This window comes from Curtobacterium sp. MCBA15_005 (genome assembly GCF_001864855.1).
Taxonomy (GTDB): domain Bacteria; phylum Actinomycetota; class Actinomycetes; order Actinomycetales; family Microbacteriaceae; genus Curtobacterium; species Curtobacterium flaccumfaciens.
On record NZ_MJGL01000009.1, the window covers coordinates 231,689 to 251,619 of the forward strand.

At 72.3% G+C, this 19,931-nt stretch carries 19 protein-coding genes; 6 read left to right on the forward strand and 13 right to left on the reverse strand.

Going from position 1 to position 19,931, the window contains the following annotated elements:
- Window positions 1-10: 10 nt before the first annotated feature.
- Entirely contained in the window at window positions 11-538 is a 528-nt protein-coding gene (locus BIU89_RS07780) for a GNAT family N-acetyltransferase (RefSeq protein WP_071245591.1), read from the forward strand.
- Between the two features lie 112 nt (window positions 539-650).
- On the opposite strand, the gene BIU89_RS07785 is transcribed toward BIU89_RS07780, so the two are convergent.
- The 13 genes from BIU89_RS07785 to BIU89_RS07845 all read right to left on the reverse strand — a co-directional run bounded on the left by BIU89_RS07785 (window position 651) and on the right by BIU89_RS07845 (window position 15,054).
- A complete protein-coding gene (locus BIU89_RS07785) occupies window positions 651-863 on the reverse strand; it encodes a hypothetical protein (protein ID WP_138802103.1) in 213 nt (70 codons plus the stop codon).
- Between the two features lie 64 nt (window positions 864-927).
- Window positions 928-1,158 (reverse strand): hypothetical protein, encoded by a 231-nt coding sequence (locus tag BIU89_RS07790; RefSeq protein WP_071245595.1) that lies wholly within the window; start codon window positions 1,156-1,158, stop codon window positions 928-930.
- Window positions 1,159-1,192: 34 nt separating this feature from the next.
- Complete coding sequence (locus tag BIU89_RS07795; RefSeq protein ID WP_254791530.1) at window positions 1,193-4,345, reverse strand: GH92 family glycosyl hydrolase; 3,153 nt, start codon at window positions 4,343-4,345, stop codon at window positions 1,193-1,195.
- A 46-nt stretch (window positions 4,346-4,391) separates the two neighbouring features.
- The gene (locus BIU89_RS07800; protein ID WP_071245599.1) at window positions 4,392-5,972 is read right to left on the reverse strand and encodes a serine/threonine-protein kinase; all 1,581 of its coding nucleotides are present in this window, start codon (window positions 5,970-5,972) and stop codon (window positions 4,392-4,394) included.
- Window positions 5,973-6,094: 122 nt separating this feature from the next.
- On the reverse strand, window positions 6,095-6,913 hold the full coding sequence (locus BIU89_RS07805; protein WP_071245601.1) for a phosphatase PAP2 family protein: 819 nt from the start codon (window positions 6,911-6,913) through the stop codon (window positions 6,095-6,097).
- Window positions 6,914-6,956: 43 nt separating this feature from the next.
- A complete protein-coding gene (locus tag BIU89_RS07810; RefSeq protein ID WP_071245603.1) occupies window positions 6,957-8,642 on the reverse strand; it encodes a bifunctional 3'-5' exonuclease/DNA polymerase in 1,686 nt (561 codons plus the stop codon).
- Between the two features lie 54 nt (window positions 8,643-8,696).
- Window positions 8,697-8,891, reverse strand: a complete 195-nt coding sequence (locus BIU89_RS07815; RefSeq protein ID WP_017887924.1) for a hypothetical protein — start codon at window positions 8,889-8,891, stop codon at window positions 8,697-8,699.
- Between the two features lie 34 nt (window positions 8,892-8,925).
- Window positions 8,926-9,699 (reverse strand): hypothetical protein, encoded by a 774-nt coding sequence (locus tag BIU89_RS07820; RefSeq protein ID WP_071245604.1) that lies wholly within the window; start codon window positions 9,697-9,699, stop codon window positions 8,926-8,928.
- Complete coding sequence (locus BIU89_RS07825; protein ID WP_071245605.1) at window positions 9,696-10,556, reverse strand: carbohydrate ABC transporter permease; 861 nt, start codon at window positions 10,554-10,556, stop codon at window positions 9,696-9,698. The genes BIU89_RS07820 and BIU89_RS07825 overlap by 4 nt, the downstream gene beginning before the upstream one ends.
- The gene (locus BIU89_RS07830) at window positions 10,553-11,530 is read right to left on the reverse strand and encodes a carbohydrate ABC transporter permease (RefSeq protein WP_027466814.1); all 978 of its coding nucleotides are present in this window, start codon (window positions 11,528-11,530) and stop codon (window positions 10,553-10,555) included. The genes BIU89_RS07825 and BIU89_RS07830 overlap by 4 nt, the downstream gene beginning before the upstream one ends.
- 9 nt (window positions 11,531-11,539) lie before the next feature.
- On the reverse strand, window positions 11,540-12,865 hold the full coding sequence (locus BIU89_RS07835; RefSeq protein ID WP_083404239.1) for an ABC transporter substrate-binding protein: 1,326 nt from the start codon (window positions 12,863-12,865) through the stop codon (window positions 11,540-11,542).
- Window positions 12,866-12,888: 23 nt separating this feature from the next.
- Window positions 12,889-14,118 (reverse strand): Gfo/Idh/MocA family protein, encoded by a 1,230-nt coding sequence (locus tag BIU89_RS07840; RefSeq protein ID WP_071245607.1) that lies wholly within the window; start codon window positions 14,116-14,118, stop codon window positions 12,889-12,891.
- A 147-nt stretch (window positions 14,119-14,265) separates the two neighbouring features.
- A complete protein-coding gene (locus tag BIU89_RS07845) occupies window positions 14,266-15,054 on the reverse strand; it encodes a DeoR/GlpR family DNA-binding transcription regulator (protein WP_027466817.1) in 789 nt (262 codons plus the stop codon).
- A gap of 133 nt (window positions 15,055-15,187) precedes the next feature.
- Here BIU89_RS07845 and BIU89_RS07850 point away from each other — a divergent pair, with 133 nt between their 5' ends.
- From BIU89_RS07850 to BIU89_RS07870, 5 genes are read left to right on the forward strand one after another with little or no spacing between them, the layout of a single operon-like run.
- Complete coding sequence (locus BIU89_RS07850) at window positions 15,188-16,066, forward strand: SIS domain-containing protein (protein WP_071245609.1); 879 nt, start codon at window positions 15,188-15,190, stop codon at window positions 16,064-16,066.
- A complete protein-coding gene (locus BIU89_RS07855; protein ID WP_071245611.1) occupies window positions 16,066-16,977 on the forward strand; it encodes an ROK family protein in 912 nt (303 codons plus the stop codon). The genes BIU89_RS07850 and BIU89_RS07855 overlap by 1 nt, the downstream gene beginning before the upstream one ends.
- On the forward strand, window positions 16,974-18,092 hold the full coding sequence (gene nagA / locus BIU89_RS07860) for an N-acetylglucosamine-6-phosphate deacetylase (RefSeq protein ID WP_071245613.1): 1,119 nt from the start codon (window positions 16,974-16,976) through the stop codon (window positions 18,090-18,092). The genes BIU89_RS07855 and nagA overlap by 4 nt, the downstream gene beginning before the upstream one ends.
- Window positions 18,089-19,096 carry a 1-phosphofructokinase family hexose kinase gene (locus BIU89_RS07865; RefSeq protein ID WP_071245615.1) on the forward strand — a complete coding sequence of 336 codons (1,008 nt, stop codon included), beginning with the start codon at window positions 18,089-18,091 and terminating at the stop codon, window positions 19,094-19,096. Before nagA ends, BIU89_RS07865 begins: the two co-directional genes overlap by 4 nt.
- A complete protein-coding gene (locus BIU89_RS07870; protein ID WP_083404240.1) occupies window positions 19,093-19,929 on the forward strand; it encodes a class II fructose-bisphosphate aldolase in 837 nt (278 codons plus the stop codon). The genes BIU89_RS07865 and BIU89_RS07870 overlap by 4 nt, the downstream gene beginning before the upstream one ends.
- Window positions 19,930-19,931: the final 2 nt, after the last annotated feature.

The window sequence follows — 19,931 nt, forward strand, 5'->3', positions numbered from 1 at the left end:
GGGTGGGGTCGTGCTCCACGACCTCGCTCTGCCCGTCCGCCTGACCACACGCTCCGGCGAGGTGACGCTGCGGAACGCCACGGAAGCGGACCTCGACGCACTCATGACGCTGTTGTCCGACGACCCGATCAGCGCCGCGCGTGGAGACGTCGCCGCACCGGCGGACCGCCCGCAGTACGCCGAGGCACTCCGGTCGATCGTGGACGACCCGGCGAACGCGCTGCTCGTCGCCGAGGACCCCGACGGGCAGCTCGTCGGGACGCTGCAGCTCACCCGGATCCCCGGCATGGCTCGTCGTGGAGCCACCCGACTGCTCGTCGAGGCGGTGCGGGTCAGCAGTGCTCTGCGATCCGGCGGCATCGGGAGTGCCCTGATGCGCTGGGTGACCGACGTCGCGGCGCCAGCCCTCGGGACCCCGCTCGTGCAGCTCACGTCCGACGCTGCACGGACCGAAGCGCACCGGTTCTACGAACGCCTCGGCTTCACCGGCTCGCACGTCGGGTTCAAGTACCGGGTCTCCGACCGTTCCGCGCGCTGAGGTTCCTTCCCAGAACGCGTGCGATGCAAGGTGCTTTCGGGCGTACCTGGTCAGAAGTTCCGACCAGGTACGCCCGATTCGACCAGGTACGCCCGATTCGACCGGGCGCGCGCTAGTCGTCGGAGTCGGCGCCAGCAGACCTCGGCGTCGGCACGTTCACGTCGACCGGGGACACCCCGGCGGGATCGGCCGAGGCGCCACCCACGACGTCGAACGAGATCCCGAGCATCGCCGGGTCCTCGTCGAGTTCGAGCCCGTCCTGACGGACCTGGTCCTCCGGGATTGCACGGCCACCGGACGGGTCCCACGAGTTCGCGATCGACATGCGCACGAGCATGCCCGAGCCGCTTGGCAATCGCCCAAGAAACCCCGGAGGAACCCCGGAACGGTCAGAGGTCGTCCGGGTGCAGCCGCTCACCGGCCTGCGGACGCCGGAACACCGGGCCGCCGCCGGCCTCGTCCTCGTCGTGGTGGCTGACGGGCGAGACGCTCGGGTCGACGGAGTCGTCGCTGACGTCGGCGCCGCGGTCCTCCTCCATCTCGAGCTCAGACTCGTCACTGCCGTCCACGGGGATGGACCGGCCCTGCTGTTCGGGATCGAACGGTGCGCTCATCGACATGGGGCGAGCATGCTCCCGCTCGGTGAACGCCGGGTCAACGCTGTCCGTCGGTCGCGATGAGTTCGAGCTGCGTCAGTGCCAGGTCGGTGCCGGCGGTGAACGTGAACGACGAAGCCCCGCCGAGGATCCGGAACACCCGGGTCTGGCCGGCCCACGTGAACTCCGCGCCGTCGACCGCGGAGACGGCGTCGTCGAGGCCGACCTGCCACGAGTAGGACCCCGGCGATGCCACCGTCACCGTGTACAACGAGGCAGCGGGGCACGACACGTCGAAGGACACGGACTCCCCCGCGGCGAGCGCCGTGACGGTGCGGCCGGTGTCGTCGGTGAGCGCCGAGACCCCGACGGGCAGGACGTCCACCGGGGCGTCCCGGTAGCCGTGCACGTCGGAGGCCGAGACGGGGCGGGTGTCCGACGCCCATCCCTGCGGTTCGTCGGACAGTGTGAACTCGATCCGCGACGCGGCCACGACCACGCTGTGCGGGATGGTGACCGAGGTCCAGGGCGAGCCGTCGACCGTCACCGACGCCACGTACGCGCCTGCGGAGCCGGCGGCGATCTCGATGACGGTAGGCGATCCTCCAGGCTGCCGCAGCACCGTCCTGCGGACCGACGGCGGCACGAGCACGTAGGTGCCGGTCGACGGCGCCAGCGGGTACAGGCCGATGGTCGCGAAGACGTACCAGGCGCTCATCTCACCGTTGTCCTCGTCGCCGGGGTAGCCCTGGCCGAGGTCGGACCCGACGAACAGGCGCTCGAGCGATTCGCGGACGATGCGGTGCGCGTCGTCGTGCCGCCCGGTGAACATCGGGAAGAAGGGGATGTGGTGCGCGGGCTGGTTCGACAGCCCGAGCATGCCCATCCGGACGTCGCGGGCCTCGGTCATCTCGTGGATCGGGAAGCCGTACGAGCCGGAGCGCGCCAGGGCCCCGGTCTCGGGGGTCGCGAAGAACGCGTCGAGAGCGGCGTCGAAGCGCTCGGGCCCGCCGTGCAGGTCGACGACGCCGGCACCGTCGTGCGGCGCCGTGAACGCGGTGCCCCACGCGTTCGTCTCGGTGTAGTCGTCGCCCCAGTCGCGCGGGTCGAACTCGGTGCCGACCCGCCACGAGCCGTCCGGGTCGCGGCCGATGAAGAACCCGCGCTCGGAGTCGAAGACGTGCCGGTACTGCAGCGACCGGCGGGCGAACCACTCGGCCTCGGCCTCGTAGCGGGACAGGTCGGCGGGCGTCCGCGCCCGTGACGCGAGCAGGCCCGCCATGACGGCCAGACCCCAGTCGTTGATGGCCGCGTCCAGGGTCCACGACATCCCCTCGTGGGTCGCCGTGTCGACGTGGCCGCGGAAGGCTCCCGGGAGGCTCCCCTTGCGTCCGACGCGCTCGTCACGCGGCGGGACGGTCGCGTTCCGCACCGCGCTCCGGTACGCCTCGGCCAGGTCGAAGCCGCGCACGCCCTTCACGGCCAGGTCGGCGAAGACGGTGTCGCTCGTGGTGCCGGTCATGCAGTCCTCGGCACCGGGGGCACTCCAGCGGGGCGTCCACCCGCCGTCATGGTGGTGTTCGACGAAGCCCTGCGCGAGTTCGCCAGCGGTCTCGGGGGTCAGGAGTCCGAGGAGCGGCCAGGCCGTGCGGTAGGTGTCCCAGAAGCCGTTCGTGGTGGTGAACGGGCCCTCGACGATCTCCGGCCCGGGCTCGTCGCGGATCGGGTCCGCCAGCACGTCGCCGTACGGGGAGCGGTGCCGCGGGGTGCCGGTCAGGGCGGTCTCCCCGGCACGGTTCGGGTAGAGGAACAGCCGGTACAGGCCGGAGTACAGGCTCGTCAGCTGGTCGGGGCTCGCGCCGTCGAAGGACAGCGTCGCGAGCTTCTCGGTCCACAGCGCCTCGGCACGGGAGCACATGGCGTCGAACGAGCCGGCATCGTCGAGGTTCGCGCGGGCGTCCTCGATCGAGACGGTCGAGATGCCGAGCAGGACGTCGACCGGGCCGCCGGTGCCCCCGGGTTCCCCCACGGACAGCCAGCCGCGCAGCTCGTGCTCGCCGACCGTCGTGTGGTCGGCGGTGACCCCAGGGACCCGCAGGTGCACGTGGTGCGGCGGGGTGCCGGGGCGGTCGTCGAGGACGGCCTCGACCACGGCCGTGCCGTCGGTGATCGTCACGGAGACGTCGGACACCCGGCCGTGGTGGTCGAGCACGACGCTGCGGGTGCCGGTGAACCGGAACCCGAGGGCGAACTCCCCCGCGGTCAGCTCGGCCGTCACATCGTGGTCGAGGGCGACACGGTAGCGGTGCGGGCCGTCCTGCTCGTCCTCGTGGTCGAACCCGAGCGCGCGGGCGGACCGGTCGACGTCGGGGGTGTCGAGTGGCGAGGGCATCACCTGGAACACCCCGCGGTCGCCCATCCACGGCGACGGGATGTGACTCGTCGCGAAGGCCTGGATCGCCGGGCGGAGCCGCGCCTGGTCGTCGAGCCGGTCGTGCTCCTGGTACGCGTACGGCCAGCGGTTGCTCGAGGCGTCCGTCATCGGCAGGCCGAACACCCCACCGTGCGGGACACCGACCAGCGGGGCGTTGTTGCCGCGGGAGAACCGGGAGGATGCCTGGGTACCCCGGGTCGTCCGGACGTGGCCGAGCGGGGTCGTCGGGGTCGGACGCGCAGGACCGATCCGGACGGCGTCGAGCCAGCCGCGCAGTGCGGGACGCTCACCGTCGGCGGCCGCAGCCGGTGCGTCGGAGCCGAGCCGGGCCTCCAGGCGGTCGACGACCAGCCCCGCGAACGGCGTGAGGTCGACCGCGCGACGGTTCCACTGGTCCACCCACTGCTTGCGCGCCGCGTCCTGCGCGTCCGGGGTGACCGCATCGCCGTACTGGTCGCGGACCCCGGCGTGGTCACGCAGCCGCGAGCCGTCGGTGAAGACGACGTCGACGGCGAAGGCCGTGGCGTCCCAGAAGTGCGGCAGGTCTGCTTCCGTCGGTTCCGACGCCCCGTCGGGCAGGGTCCGCTCGGGGAACCAGACCCAGGAGAGCTCGTCGCCGGTGGCGATGGTGCGTCCGGTGAAGCCGGGGACGATCGCCTCGGCCACCGACCCGCCCGCTGGTCGTTCGACGAGCCAGCCCTCCGCGGAACCGAAGCCGACACCGTTCCGAGCGGCCACGGCCGTCGTCGGACCACCGCTCCGTTGCAGTTCTCGCACGGGGCGAGCCTATTTGCTCCAGGGACTGGACGAAAACCCCGGCGTGTCAGTCCTTGTTCTGCCCGGGGGCACTGCCGGACTTGCCGGGAGCGGTGTCCGACGTGGTGTCGACCGCACCGGTGCCGTCCTGCGGCTCCTGCACCGGGTTCGAGGCCGGGGTGCTCGGCTCCGGGCCGACGGGCGGGTCCTGCGTGGGCTGCTCCGGCTGGGTCGGTTCGCTCGGCTGCTCGCTGGGTTCCTCGGCGGGCTGCGACGGCTGCTGCTCCTGTGAGGGCTGCTGCTCGGCCGGTTCGCTCGGCTGCTGCTCCTCGCCCGGGTCCTCGGACGGCTGCTGCTCGGTCGGCGCAGTCGACGTGGTGTCCGTCGGGGCCGGGGTGCCGTCGTCGTCGCCGTTGAGGGCGAACACCGCGACCCCGATGCCGATGAGCACCAGGACGATCACGATGATCGCGGCGATGAGTGGTCCGCGCTTCTTCTTCTCCGGCTGGTACTGCGGCTGGTCGCCCCGGACCGGGCGGGGCGCGACCGGCGGCGGGGTCGGCCCGCTCGGGCCCGATGCGCCGCGGTCGGTCGCCTGGGCGCCGAGGACGGTCGTCGAGACGTCGTCGGCGGGGTTCGGGCGCTGGGTGTCGAGGACGCGGGTGGCGTCGTCGCCCGGACGCGCGCCGCCGTTCGGCAGTTCGCTCGCCGGCATCGCCTGCGTCCGGTCGTCGGCGTTCGCCGCTGCGGCGGCACCGGCGCCGACCGCGACCCCCGCAGCACCGGCAGCCGCGGCCGTCACCGCACCGGGCGCGCCGGGCAGCAGCTGCGTCGCGTTCGTCGGCTCGTCGCGGCCCAGCGCACGCAGTCGCTCGGCCGCCTCGGCTGCCGTCGGTCGCTCCGCCGGGTCCTGCGCGGTCATCACGTGCAGCAGGGTCCGCCAGGCCGTGGGCAGCTGCCGGTCGATCTCGGGCGAACGGGTGAGCCGGGCGGTGGCCGACTCGACCGCACTGCCCGGGAACGGCTGACGGCCGGTCATGCACTCGAGCAGCACGAGCCCGAGCGAGTAGACGTCGGCCTTGCCGGTGATCTCCTTCGCCAGGACCTGCTCCGGGGCCAGGTACGCGGCCGTCCCCATCACGGTCCCCGTCCCCGTCACCCGAGAGGCGTCGCGGAGCAGGGCGATCCCGAAGTCGGCGAGCTTGACGTGCCGGCCGTCGCTCTCGAGCAGGACGTTCGCGGGCTTCACGTCACGGTGGACGATGCCCTGCGCGTGCACGGCGGCCAGACCGTCGGCGACCTGCGCGCCCAGGCGGGCGGCGGTCGCGGGGTCGAGCGGGCCCTCGCGCAGACGGGTCGCCAGGTCACTGCCCGGCACGAGTTCCATGACGAGGTAGGAGTCGCCGTCGACGTCGTCGAGTGCGGCGTCGTAGAGCGTGACGAGCTCGGGGGCCCGCAGCGTCGCGAGGGTCTGGATCTCCGCCTCGGCGCGGGCGCGCTCACCGCGGTCGACGGGGCCGATGCGGAACACCTTGACCGCGACCTCGCGGCCGAGTTGCTCGTCGACCGCCCGGTACACGGACGCCATGCCACCGTGTCCGAGCGTGCCCGTGACGCGGTACCTGCCGCCGAAGACCCGTTCTTCCATGCCCGGCAACCTACCGGTCGCGGCTGACGGCGCTCTGCCGTTCGGGGCGCCGGCGGCGCGGGCCCTGGCGACTTCGTGAGCAGAAGATGTCGGGTGCGGGCGAGCGACCCGACGTCTTCTGCTCACGAAGTGATGCGGTCGACGTCCGGCGCGGGCTCGGCACCGTGGTGGAGCGCCGTCAGGTACAACCGGTGCGCCGTGATCACGAGGGCGAGCCAGGCGAGTCCGAGCGCCCATGCCGCCAGGACGTCGGTCAGCCAGTGGTGCCCGAGGAACACCCGCGACGCCCCGACCGACAGCACGAACAGGGTGCCCACGACGATCGTCCACACCCGGGTGACGACCCGCGACTGCCGCAGGAGCAGCAGGTACACGATGGTGCCCACGATCACCGTGGAGTTGAGCGTGTGGCCCGACGGGAACGACGGCGACGTCTCGTACGGCGGCACCGCGTCGGTCAGCGGCGGACGGGCGCGACCGATCAGGTCCTTGCCCGCGATCGTCATGAGCAGCGAACCACCGCTCGCGGCGACCAGGAGCACCAGTGGCGTCCACGCACGGCGCTGGATCGTGAAGCCGACCAGGAACCCGAGCGCGACGATGGGCATCCCGATCGTGCCGGCGATGTCGGTCCACCAGGTGACGAGCGTGTCCGCCGTGGGTGATCGGAGTGTGAGCGCCCAGTCGAGGACGGGCCGGTCGAGCACCGCGACGTCGTCGGCTTCACGGACGGCGTCGTAGACCTCGGAGGCGATCCACGTGGCGAGGACGGCGACGCCCAGGCCGATGGCGAGGGTCAGCAGCAGGACGGGCATGGCGCCGAAGCGCTTGCCGAGCGCGGTCCACGCACAGGCGACGCTGCGGCCGGCACGGGAGCGCCAACGGGTCAGGTCGACTTCGCCGACGGTGCGGTCGGCGGCGTCCCCGTGTTCGGTGTGCATCCGTCCACACTGCCCGAAGCCGCCGGGAGCCGCCCCGGCCGCCTCAGTCCTTCGCCTCCGAGTACGCGCCGACCACCCCGACCGACAGCGGGAACGTCACCGGGAAGTCCTGGAACAACAGCCGTCCGGCATCGACGGCGGCCTCCCGGATCTGCTGCGCCACCCACTCCGCGTGCTCCGCCGGGGCGTGCACCACGATCTCGTCGTGCACGAAGAACACCAGGTGCGGCCCGTCCGTGACGGCTCCGGGGAACCGCGCGAGCAACCGCGACCGCAGGGAACCCATCCACGCGAGCGCCCACTCGGCCGCGGTCCCCTGCACCACGAAGTTCCGGGTGAACCGGCCCCAGCTCCGGGCGCGGGACTCGACGGCACGCTGCATCGCCGGGGTCCCCTCGACCGTGTACGCCTGGTTCCGGGCCTCGAACCACGAGTCCTCGGGCACCGGTGACGTCCGACCGAGCAGCGTCGTCACCGGCTCGCCGCGCTCCCCCGCACGCGCGGCCCGTTCCACCATGTCGAGCGCCTGCGGGAACGCCCGGACCAGGCGTGGCACGAGCCGACCGCCCTCGCCCTGGGTCGCCCCGTACATCGCACCGAGCATCGCCACCTTGGCCTGCTGCCGGGTCTCGACCGCCCCCGACGCCACCACGCCGTCGTACAGGTCGCGCCCGTCGCCGGCCGCGGCCATCGCCCGGTCGCCGGACATCGCGGCGAGCACCCGGGGCTCCAGCTGCGCGGCGTCCGCCACGACCAGCTTCCACCCGGGGTCGGCGATGACCGCCCCGCGGATGCCCTTCGGCAACTGCATCGCTCCCCCGCCGTCGGCCGCCCAGCGCCCGGTGACGACACCACCGACGACGTACTTCGGGTGGAACCGTCCGTCGCGGATCCAGTCGTCGAGCCAGGTCCAGCCGTTGGCGGTGAGCAGTCGCGCCAGGCGCTTGTACTCGAGCAGCGGCTCGATGACGGGGTGCTCGATCTCCTGCAGCTCCCACTTCCGCGTGCTCGTGACGATCAGGCCGGCCCGGCGCAGCGACTTCAGGACGTCGGCGGGTGAGTCCGGGTTGAGCCCGGGGTCGTCGAGGCGCTCGCGCACGACGGCGGCGATCTCCTCGAGGCGTCGCGGTCGCACCCCGTAGGGCACGCGCGGCCCGAGGGCGTCCTCGAGCAGCCGCTCGTACACGTCGGCACGCCACGGCAGCCCGGCGTGCAGCATCTCGGCCGCCACGAGCGCACCGGCCGACTCCGCGGTGAGCAGCAGGCGGAGCGCACCCGGAGCGCTCGACCCCGCCACCGCGGCGAGCTGCGCCCGGAACTCCGCCACTGGGTCGACCTCGTCGTCGGGCGCAGCGGCGGTGAACAGGGCGTCGTCGAAGAGCTGGGCCTGCGTCGGCCGGACCACGCGGGGTTCCGCGACCGGAGCGTCCAGGGCGTCGGCCGGCCGAGCGGCGAGCGCGGATCCCCGTGCAGCGAGCGCAGCCCGCAGGACACGACGACCGAGACGCAGGTCGACGCAGCGTCCGACTCGCCCGCCAGCGGCGAGCACGGCCGGGTACCAGCGGGCGGTGTCGTCCCACACCCAGCGCACGCCCGGTGCATCGTGGGCCGCGACGAAGGCCGGGAGGCCCGGCTCGTCCAGGTGGATCGGCTCACCTCCGGCGGTCCCCGCGTCGGTCAGGGGCGTCGCGAGGACGCCGCCGTCGACGCGGCGGAGGACGAGGTGCACGACACGATCATGCCGTGCCCCACCGACCCCGGCGGACCAGGGCCGGAACGGGTGTCACTCGCCGGGTCGGACCGCCGCGGTGTCGGCGACGTCGATGCGGACGTCGCCGTCCTCGGCACGGGAGACCTCGACCCGCGGGTCGGCGTCGTGCTCGTCGGATCCGGACATGCGACGGAACGTGTCCTGTCGGCGTTCCTCGAACGTCATGTCGACGCCGTCGTCGAGGTGGTCGTGGTCGGGCTTCGTCATGCCGTGCACGGTACGCGGCCGCAGCTGCGGGCGGTCATGCGACCGGTGCCGTGCCGGTCCGCTCGGTCCAGTGCCCACCGCTCGCCCACCGGTCGAGCACCGCCGCGCGCAACCGACCGGACGGCGCCGCGGAGCGTGCGGTCGCCAGCGGCACCCCGAAGACGAACTTCGCGACGCTGGCGTCCCCCTCGGTCGCATCGTGCTCCCCCGGCGGGACGAGACGGAAGCGCCGGGCGAAGCGCACGAGGTTGGCATCGGGGCCGAGCGCGGCGGGCAGGCCCGGATCGAGCATCCAGGAGCGGCACTGCCACCGGTCCGCAGCGAGCTGCGGTGCGAGGCCGCGCAGGACCTCGGGTGCGCGGGCGAACGAGCGGTCGCAGACCACCGGGTCGAGCGGCCCGGTCTCCGGCACGTGCACACCCCAGGCCGGCGTGCCGTCCGCCAGGTGGTCGCCGAGTTCGAACTGGAGGCGCCCCACGGCCACCACACGCCCGGTCACCACGGCGACGAGCCACTCCACTCCGGTGCCGTGCAGCCCGTAGCGTGCGAGCTTGCGGTCGACGTCGGCGACGGATGCCTCGGCGAGCGCGCGCGGGAGCCCACGCTCCGCGAGGGCGTCGGCGGTTTCCGGCACCCTGGAGCGGAGCGCCGCCACCAGCCGCGCGTCCCGCTCCGCGGACCCGGCGTCGGCGACGGTGGCGTCCAGTGCGGCCGCCACCGTCGCGGAGTCGTCCGGTGACCCCACGGCGGCGGCGAGGACCGCGACGGACGCGGGACGGGCCTCCAGGCCGGGGGTCACGGTGGTCACTTCAGACCGGACGACGCGAGCCCGTCCATCACCCGACGCTGCAGCACGACGAACATGATGAGCACCGGTGCCATCGCCATCAGGCTGGCGGCCATCAGCACCGGGTAGTCGATCGTGCGGTCGCTCGACAGCGTCGCGAGGCCGGCGGCGAGCGGCATGTCCTCGGCGCGGGTGGAGACCACGAGCGGCCAGAGCAGCTCGTTCCACGACCACAAGACGGTCGTGATCGCGAGCACGCTGATCGAGGGTCGGGCCAGGGGAAGCATGATCCGCCAGAACGTCTGGAACGGGTTCGCACCGTCCATCCGCGCTGCCTCCTCGAGCTCGGGCGGCATGTTCAGGAACGCGGTCCGCATCAGGAACGTGCCGAAGGCGCTGAACAGCCCGGGTGCGACGATCCCCATCAGGGTGTCGAGCCAGCCGAGCCCCTGCACGATCTGGTACTGCGAGATCAGGTAGACCTGCGAGGGCACGAGCAGGATCGACAGCACGATCGCGAGCAGGGCTGCCCGACCGCGGAACCGCATCCGGGCGAAGGCGTACCCGGCGAGCGTGCACAGGACGATCTGCGCGAGCGTGCGGATGATCGTGACGTACACGGACGTGCCGAGCTGGCTGAGGAACGGCAGGCGTTCGAAGACCTGCGCGTAGTTCTGCCACTGCAGCTCCCCCGGCCAGAAGACCGGCGTGACGGACTGCACCTGCGCGTTCGTGGAGAGCGACATGATGATCTGCCACAGGAACGGGAACGCCATCGCGAACCCGCCGATGCCGAGCACGACGTGGATCCACCAGTGGCTGCCGCCGCGACGGCCGGGCCGACGCGCGGTCCGAGGCGGTGTGACGGTGGCGGTCATCCCTGCACCCACTTCCGTTGGACGCGGAACTGCACGAGCGTGACGATGCCGATGAGCAGGAAGATCACCATCGCGATCGCAGCCGCGAAGCCCTTGTCGTTGTCGATGAACCCGGCACTGTAGAAGTAGAAGACGAGCGACATCGTCTTCGGGATCACCGGGTTGGTGCTGCCGAGGATCGCGTACAGCAGGTCGAACAGCTGGAAGCTCGAGATCGTCGTGACGATCACCACGAAGAAGATGCTCGGGCTGAGCAACGGCACGGTGACCGAGCGGAACTGCCGCCACCGGCTCGCGCCGTCGAGCTCCGCGGCCTCGTAGAGCTCCGGCGGGATGTCCTTGAGCCCGGCGCCGAGGATGATCATCGAGAACCCGAGGGACGACCAGAGGCCGACCAGGCTCACCGCGATCAGCGCGAAGCCGGGGGTCGAGATCCAGTACGGGCCGTCGATGCCGAAGTTCCCGAGGAACCAGTTCACGATGCCGTAGTCGCCGTTGTACATGATGCGCCAGACCAGGGCGATCGCCGCGGGCATGGCGACGTACGGCAGGAAGAAGAGCACCCGGTAGAACTGGGCGAACCGCAGCCCCGGGGTGTTCAGCAGACTGGCGAGCCACACCGCGATCGGGATCCCGGCGAGGACGATCACGGTGTAGATCACCGTGTTGAGCAGTGACTGGTAGAGCTGCGGGTCACCGACGAGTCGGACGTAGTTGGCGACGCCGGTGAACGTGGCGCCCCCGAAGACGCCCCAGCTGGTGAACGAGTACCAGAACGTCTGGATGATCGGCCAGATGTAGAAGGTGCCGACGCCGACGAGCAACGGGAGCACGAAGAGCCACGGCCACCAGCCGTCGGTCCGTCGTGGCGCTCGGCCGCCGTCGGCGCGCGGCGCGGGGGCACCCCGCCCGGACGAACGTGTCGTCCGGGCGGGGGTGGCTGCGGCCGGGGGCCGCTCGGTGTTGATCGTCACGCGCGGGTCCTACTTTTCCTTGGCGAGGGCGGCGTCCATCTTCTGTGCGAGGTCCTCTGCCACCTGGTCGACGGGCTTCGACCCGTCGAAGGCGCTCGGCAGCAGGGTGGTCTCGAGGGTGTTCCAGGCGGCGGTGTTCTTCGACACCGGCAGCGGTTTCGCGTAGTCCACCGCGTCGAGGAACACCTGCAGGTCGGCGTCGGGCATCGTCTTCGTGAAGGCACTCTGCGTGCCCTCGTACGCCGGGATGACCGCGCCCATGTCGCCCTGCTGCTGCTGGGCCGTCTTGCCCGCGAGATAGACCTGCAGTGCCTGGGCGGCTGCCTTGTCCTTGCTCGCCTCGGACACGACGTTCGAGACACCGTGGATGACGGTCGCCTGCTCCTTGCCCTTGGGCAGCGGGTAGGCAACGACGTCCTTCTCGAGCTCGGTGCCGGTCAGCGCGGAGCGGAACCAACTGCCGCCCTGGTACATCGCGAGCTTGCCCGAGGTGAACCACTGGTCGGCCGTGGTGTCGGTGAGCTGCTTGATCGAGGGCGATGCCCCCGAGTCGATCAGGTCGGTCCAGAACTGCAGGCCGTCCTCGGAGGCCTTCGTGGCGTACTCGGACTCGGTGCCGTCCGCGTTCACGACCGATCCCCCGGCCTGCAGGATCGTGTTGTAGTACGTCGTCTGGCCGTCCATGCCACCGGCTGCGCCGTAGGCGCCCTTCGCCTGCAGCTTCTCGGACAGCTCGGCGCCGGTCCGCTGGAAGTCGTCCCAGGTCCAGTCCTTGGAGGGCAGGTCCATGCCGGCCTGCTCGAACAGCGACTTGTTCACCCAGACGCCGATGGTGTCGAAGTCCTTCGGTACGCCGTACTGGGTGTCGTCGTACGTGTACAGGTCGTTGAGTGCGCTCGAGTACTTCGACGCGTCGATGTCACCCGACTCGACCTCGCCGGTGATCGGCGCGAGCTTGCCGTTCGCCGCGTACAGCTGGAAGTTCGGGCCGTTCATCCAGAACAGGTCGGGCAGGGTGTTGCTCGAGCCCTGGGTCTGCAGCTTCGTCCAGTAGTTGGCGAACGGCGTGACGTCGACGCTCACCTTGATGTCCGGGTACTCCTCGTTGAAGCCCTTCAGGTTGGCCTTGATGGCCTTGACCTGGTTCTCGTCCCAGACGGCGTAGGTCAGGGACGCCTTGGTGTCCTTCGGCGCGGCTTCGTAGTCGCCATCGGAGCCGGACGCTCCGGACGACGAGGAGCAGCCGGCCAGGAGTGCGGCCGCGCCGAGTGCGGCGACGGCGCCGAGGAGGACGCGGCGCACGCCGGTTCCTCGGGTGGGGATGTGTGCGGTCATCGGGGTGTCCTTTCGCACGGCCGTCAGGAACCGACGGTCTGGGCGGGATGCGGGGTGGAGGGGGTGGAGCGGGTGAAGTGCGCGATGGTGTCGGCCGGCAGTGGGGGGACGTCGATGGGGACGGACCCGTTGCGGAGCGAGCGCGTGGCCAGCGCGCCGGCGGCGACCGCGGCACGGGCCGCGATGGGGGAGAGCTCCGACGGTTCGCCGAACGCGACGGACCGCAGGAACTCGGTCATGGTGAGCAGGTCGGCATCGGCGTGACCGTCCTCGACGCCGTCGATCGGGTACTCGCGGTCCCCCGCGGTGTCCCAACCCCGGCGGTGCGTCCAGACCTTCACGACGCCACCACCGGTGTCGCCGATGTTCTCGAGGCGTCCTTCGGTGCCGATGACGGTGTAGTTCCGCCAGTAGTCCGGGGTGAAGTGGCACTGCTCGTAGCTGGCCTGCACCCCGTTGTCGAGCGTCATCATCACCATCGAGACGTCCTCGACGTCGACGACGGGGTTCAGCCCGGTCTGGGCGAGCGGCGGCCAGTTGTCGTGGGAGAACCAGTCCCCCATGAGCTCGCCGCTGCGGTCGCGCCGGTCGGTGACGTCGCCGTAGACCGACAGCGACCCCATGCCGACGACCCGGGCGGTGTCACCCCCGCCGAGCGCGTGGATGACGTCGAGGTCGTGGCTCGCCTTCTGCAGCAGCAGGGAGTTCACCTTGCTGCGGTCGGCGTGCCAGTCCTTGAAGTAGTAGTCGCCCCCGTTGCCGACGAAGTGCCGGCACCAGACGGCCTTGACCTGACCGATCTCGCCGCGGTCGACGATCTCGCGCATCAGGCGGACGACGGCGGCGTGCCGGAAGTTGTGCCCGACGTACAGCGGCGTCCCGGTCTCCGCCGCGGTGTTCAGGACGGCGTCGGCGTCCTCGACCGTGATGGCCAGCGGCTTCTCGAGGTAGACGGCGATGCCCGCGCGGAGCAGGTCGATCGCGATCTCGGCGTGGGTCCAGTCCGGCGTGGTGACGATGGCCGCGTCGACGTGGCCGGTGAGGTCACGGTGGTGTTCGACCACCAGGGCGTCCGGGTACTCGTCGTGCCCGCGGTCCCGGCCGGCCGCGGTGACGTCCGCGACGGCCACGACCCGGGCCTGCAGCGACGCGTCGTCGGCCGTTGCCTCGGCCACGTGGCGCGCGATGGCGGACCGCTGGCCCATCCCGATCACCGCGACGCGGAGTCCTGCGTTGTCAGCGCCCATGCTCATCGCTCCCTTGCGTGAATGTGACGCCCATGATGCCGAATCGATCATGAATGCACAATAGGCGCTCACAGATCGCTCACGCATCCGTGCCGGGGAGGGTTTTACACGATCGAAACGTCCGGACCGTTCCGGGGTGGTCGCAGGGGGCGCTCAGTCGGCGACGACGAGCTCCACGCCTGCGCTGGCCAGGTCGGCGGCGAACGAGGCCGGCACCGGCTGGTCGGTGACCAGGACGTCGATGCGGTCGAGCGGGCAGATCCGGGCGAAGGTCGACCGTTCGATCTTGGTCGAGTCGGCGACCACGACGACCCGTCGCCCGACCGAGGCGAAGTGGCGGCTGACCTCGGCCTCGCCCTCGTGCATGGTCGTCGCGCCGTACTGGCCGGTGAGCCCGTCGACACCGAGCACCACGAGGTCGAGGGCGAACTCGTCGAGGGTGTCCCGGACGAGCGGCCCGACGAGCTCGTAGGACTGCCGCCGCGCCACACCACCGGTGACCACGATCTTCACGTTGGCGCGGACCGACAGCTCGTACCCGACGTTCAGGGCGTTCGTCACGATCGTGATGCCGAACTCGCCGTCGGCGCGGATGAACCGCTCGCTCTTGCCGAGTTCACGCGCGACCTCGGTCGTGGTGGTCCCGCCGTTGAGCCCGACGGTCTCCCCCGGCTGCACCAACCGGGCGGCCGCGCGAGCGATCGCCGTCTTCGCCTCGGCCTGCCGGGCGATCTTGTACTGCAGCGGGAGCTCGTACCCGGCCCCGAGTGCTGCCGCTCCCCCGTGCGTGCGCGTGACGAGCCGCTGGTCGGCGAGGGTCGCGAGGTCACGGCGAGCCGTCGCGGCGGAGATCCCGAGCAGCTCCCCGATCTCGGCGATCGACACGTTGCCGCGTTCACTCACCAGTTCGAGCAGGGCGTTCAGCCGCTGTTGGGGGGTCATGACGGTCATCCTACGGCGTCACCACCGTCGCTCGGTGATCGGAAATGACGTTTTGCCCTTCCCTTGCGCACGATCGCTCGCTACGCTTCCTGATCATCGATCACCCGGATCGATCCGGACCCGGAAGGCTCCCATGACCGACACCTTCGTGAGCGCTGAACTGGCCTCGCAGCCGGAGACCTGGCGTGCAGCCGCCGCGCTCCTGCCGACCTTCGCCGATGCGCTCCCTCAGCCGGGCGAACGCGTGGCCGTGATCGGCTGCGGCACGAGCTGGTTCATCGCCATGAGCTACGCCGTCGCCCGTGAGCAGGCGGGCCTCGGCGTGACCGATGCCTTCGCCGGGTCCGAGTACCCCGCGTCCCGCGAGTACGACCGCGTGCTCATGATCAGCCGCTCGGGCACGACGACCGAGATCGTCGACCTGCTGCAGGCCCTGCCGTCGCAGCGGACCGTCCTGATCACGGCCGTCGCCGACAGCCCCGCCGCGGCCGTCGCCGACCAGGTCGTCGCCCTGCCGTTCGCCGACGAGCGCTCGGTCGTCCAGACCCGCTTCGCCACCACGACGCTCGCACTGCTGCGGGCCTCCATCGGTGACGACGTCGACGCGCTCGCAGCCCAGGCCGAGACCGCACTGACGGTGCCCATCGACGACCTGCTCGACGCCGAGCAGGTCTCGTTCGTCGGTCGTGGGTCCGCCGTCGGCCTGACGTTCGAAGCCGCGCTCAAGACGCGTGAGGCCGCACAGTTCTGGGCCGAGTCCTACCCGGCGATGGACTACCGGCACGGTCCCATCGCGATCGCCCAGCCCGGACGGCTCGTCTGGTCGCTCGGTACTGCGCCCGACGGACTGGCCGACGAGGTCGCCGCCACCGGCGCCCGCTTCGTCCACCACGACCTCGACCCGATCGCGGGACTCGTCGTCGTGCACCGGTTCGCCGTCGCCCTGGCCGAGGGACGTGGGCTCGACCCGGACAACCCCCGGTCGCTCACCCGGTCGGTCATCCTCACCTGATGGGCGGCGCAGGCGCGGTGCTCGGGGTCGACGTCGGCGGCACGGGCATCAAGACCCGGCTGACGACCGCCGACGGACTCGTCCTCGACGAGACCCGGGTACCGACGCCGCGCGACGACCCGGGCGCCGAGCGCCTCGCCGCCGTCGTCGCCGGACTGGCCGCACAAGCCACGCGACGGGCGCAGCTCGGAGCCATCGGGGTGGTGACCCCCGGCGTCGTCGACGAGACCCGCGGCACCGTGGACCTGTCCGTCAACCTCGGGTGGCGCGACGTCCCGGTGCGTGACCTCGTCCGCGCCGAGCTCCTGCGGCAGGGGATCGACGTCCCGATCGCCTTCGGCCACGACGTCCGCGCCGGTGCCCTGGCCGAGGTCCGGGCCGGCGACCCGGCGCTCTCGCGGGGGTCGGTCTCGTTCGTGCCGGTCGGCACCGGGCTCGCGAGCGCCCTGGTGGTCGACGGCGCCGTCGTGTCCGGCGGTGGCTGGGCGGGGGAGATCGGACAGGTCCGGATCCAGGCCGGCCCGCACGTGGGCCACCGCGTCGAGGAGATCGCGTCCGCCGGGGGAGTCGCACGTCGTTCCGGCCTGCCGTCCGCTCACGCCGCCATGCTCCTGGTCCGCCAGGGCGACCCCGCAGCCCGTGCGGTCTGGGACGACTGCGTCGCGGTCCTGGCCGACGCACTCGCCTGGACCACCGCGGTCGCCGGGGTCCACACCATCATCGTCGGCGGGGGACTCGCGGAGTCGGGCCCGCTGCTGCTCGACCCGCTGCGCGACGCCGTCTCGGAGCGTCTGCAGGGCGTCCGTGTCCCCGTCATCGTCCCCGCCCGGCACGGTGACGCAGCCGGCGCCATCGGTGCGGGGCTCCTCGCACGCGCGCTGCTCGAGGCCGAGACCGGGGTCCTGCTGTGACCACCCTCGTCCGGGCCCATCGCATCGTCACGGCCCAGGCAGACCTGCACGACGGCTGGCTCGTCATCGGTGACGACGACACCGTTCTGGCGACCGGCACCGGGTCCCCGATGCGCACGGACACCGCCGTCACCGTCGACGGTGTGGTCGTGCCCGGGTTCGTCGACCTGCACGCCCACGGGGCGCTCGGGCACGACTTCGCCGGGTGCTCCGCCGAGGATGCCCGTGTCGCCGCCGGGCACCACCGGTCACGGGGCACGACCACCCTGGTCGGGTCCATCGCCACGGGCGAGCGCGCGGACACCGTGGCGGCCCTCACCCGGCTCCGGCCGCTCGTCGCGGACGGCACGCTCACCGGGCTGCACCTGGAGGGGCCGTGGCTCGCGCCCGCCCGTCGCGGGGCGCACCGCGTGGACCTGCTGCACGCCCCGGACCCCGCCGAGGTCGACGCCTACTGCGACGCCGCGGGTGGCGCCCTGCGGATCGTCACGCTCGCGCCGGAGCTCCCGGGTGCACTCGAGGCCCTCGCCCGTTTCGTCGAAGCCGGGGTCGTCGTCGCCATCGGCCACACCGACGCCACCGCCGAGCAGACACGCCGCGCGGTCGACGCCGGAGCCTCGCTCGTCACCCACCTGTTCAACGGGATGCCCCCGCTGCACCACCGTGCGCCCGGGCCGGTCGGGATTGCGCTCTCCGACGACCGTGTGCTGCTCGAGTGCATCGTCGACGGCCACCACCTCGATCCCGTGACGGTCACCCTCGTGCAGCGCAATGCTCCGGGCCGGATGGTCCTGGTCTCCGACGCCATGGCTGCGACCGGCTGCCCCGACGGCACGTACTCGGTGGCCGGATCGGCGGTGACCGTCCGCGACGGGCTCGCCGTGCTCGCCGACGGTTCGTCGCTGGCGGGCAGCACGATCACGGTCGCCGACGCCGTCCGCCGCCTGCTCGACGCCGGGACCGACCTGCCCGAGGTCGTCGCGGCGTCCGCGGGGCGTGCGGCACGCCTGCTCGGGGCTCCGGCACCACTCAGCGTGGGCGCCCCCGCCGACCTGGTCGTGCTCGACCCGGAGCGCGGCAGCGTCCGAGCCCTGCCGACGGCGGTGGTCGCATGATCCTCGTCGTCACCCCGAACCCGGCCGTCGACGTGACCTACCGGGTCTCCGAGCAGCGCATCGGCGAGACCCAGCGCGTGCTCGAGGTCCAGCGGCGCCCCGGCGGCAAGGGCCTGAACGTCGGGCGGGTCCTCGCCGCCACCGGCGTGCCGACCCACGCCGTGCTGCCCCTCGGCGGCGACGGCGGGCGCTGGATCACCCACGCCCTCGACGACCTCGGGCTCGTCCACACCGACGTCGCCGTCCGTGGTGAGACCCGCACGACCGTGACGGTGGTGGACGACCTCGCCCACCCGACGATGTTCGGCGAGCCCGGACCCGTGCTCAGCCCCGACGAGTGGGACACGGTCACCGCCGCGGTCGAGACACTGCTCGACGGCGATGCCGCCGGTGCCCCGCCCGCAGCCGCCCTGGTCGTGTCGGGCTCGCTGCCCCGCGACACCGATCCCGCGGTCGTCGCCCGCTGGGTCACCGCCGCTCGCCACCGCGGTGTGCTCTCGGTGGTCGACTGCTCGGGCACCGCGCTGCTGGCTGCCGCCTCGGCCGGCGCGACGGTCTGCAAGCCCAACCGCGAGGAACTGCTCGAGGCCACGGGCACTGACGACGAGCGGTCCGGGGCACTCCGGCTCCTCGGACTCGGTGCGACGGTCGTCGTGGTGTCCCGCGGATCCGACGGCATCGCCGCCCACACCGCCGAGCACGTGCTCGAGGTGCCGGCGGTCCCCGGGGTCTCGGGCAACCCGACCGGCGCCGGTGACGCCGCCACCGCCGGGCTCGTCGGTGTCCTCGTCGAGGTGCTCGTCGGTGCCGGTCTCCCCGCGCCCGACGGCAGCGTCCCGGCCCCCGACGACGCCACCCTGCTCCGAGCCCTGCGGTCCGCCGCCGCACACGGGGCGGCCGCCGTCCTCCAGCCGGTGGCCGGCGCGGTCGACCCGGCAGACGTCCACCGCTTCCTGTCCACCCCGCCCGCTCCCGCCCACGACCGAACGAGGACCCCCGCATGATCACCGACCTCGCCCTCACCGGCCTGCTCGACACCGCCCGCACGGCACGCCGCGGGGTCGGTGCGTTCAACGTGGTGCTGCTCGAGCACGCCGAGGCGATCGTCTCCGGCGCCGAGCTGGCCGGTCTGCCGGTGATCCTGCAGATCAGCGAGAACTGCGTCCGCTACCACGGCGGCCTCGCACCGATCACGACCGCGACCCAGGCGGTCGCACGTGCCGCCGACGTCGAGGTCCTCGTGCACCTCGACCACATCGAGGACCCTGAGCTGGTGGCGGCCGGCGTCGACCTGGGCGTCGACTCGGTCATGTACGACGGTTCGCACCTGGACTTCGCCGCCAACGTGGCAGCGACCCGCGAGCTCGCCGCGCGGTGTCACGCCGCGGGTGTCGCGATCGAGGCCGAGCTCGGCGAGGTCGGCGGCAAGGACGGCGTGCACGCGCCCGGCGTCCGCACCGATCCGACCGACGCCGCCGCGTTCGTCGCCGACACCGGGGTCGATGCCCTGGCGGTCGCGGTGGGGACCTCGCACGCGATGCAGACCCGCGAGGCCTCGGTGGACCGCGACCTGGTCGAACGCCTCCGTGCCGCGGTGCCGGTGCCGCTCGTGCTGCACGGGTCCTCGGGCCTGTCCGACGACGAACTCCGCGGCGCCGTGCACGCGGGGATGACGAAGATCAACATCTCGACGCACCTGAACGGCCTGTTCACCCGTGCGCTCCGCACCGTGCTCGACGAGCGGCCGGACGTCGTCGACCCGCGCAAGTACGTGTCGGCGGGCCGGGACGCCATCGCCGCCGAGACAGCACGACTGCTGACGCTCCTGCACGCCTGACG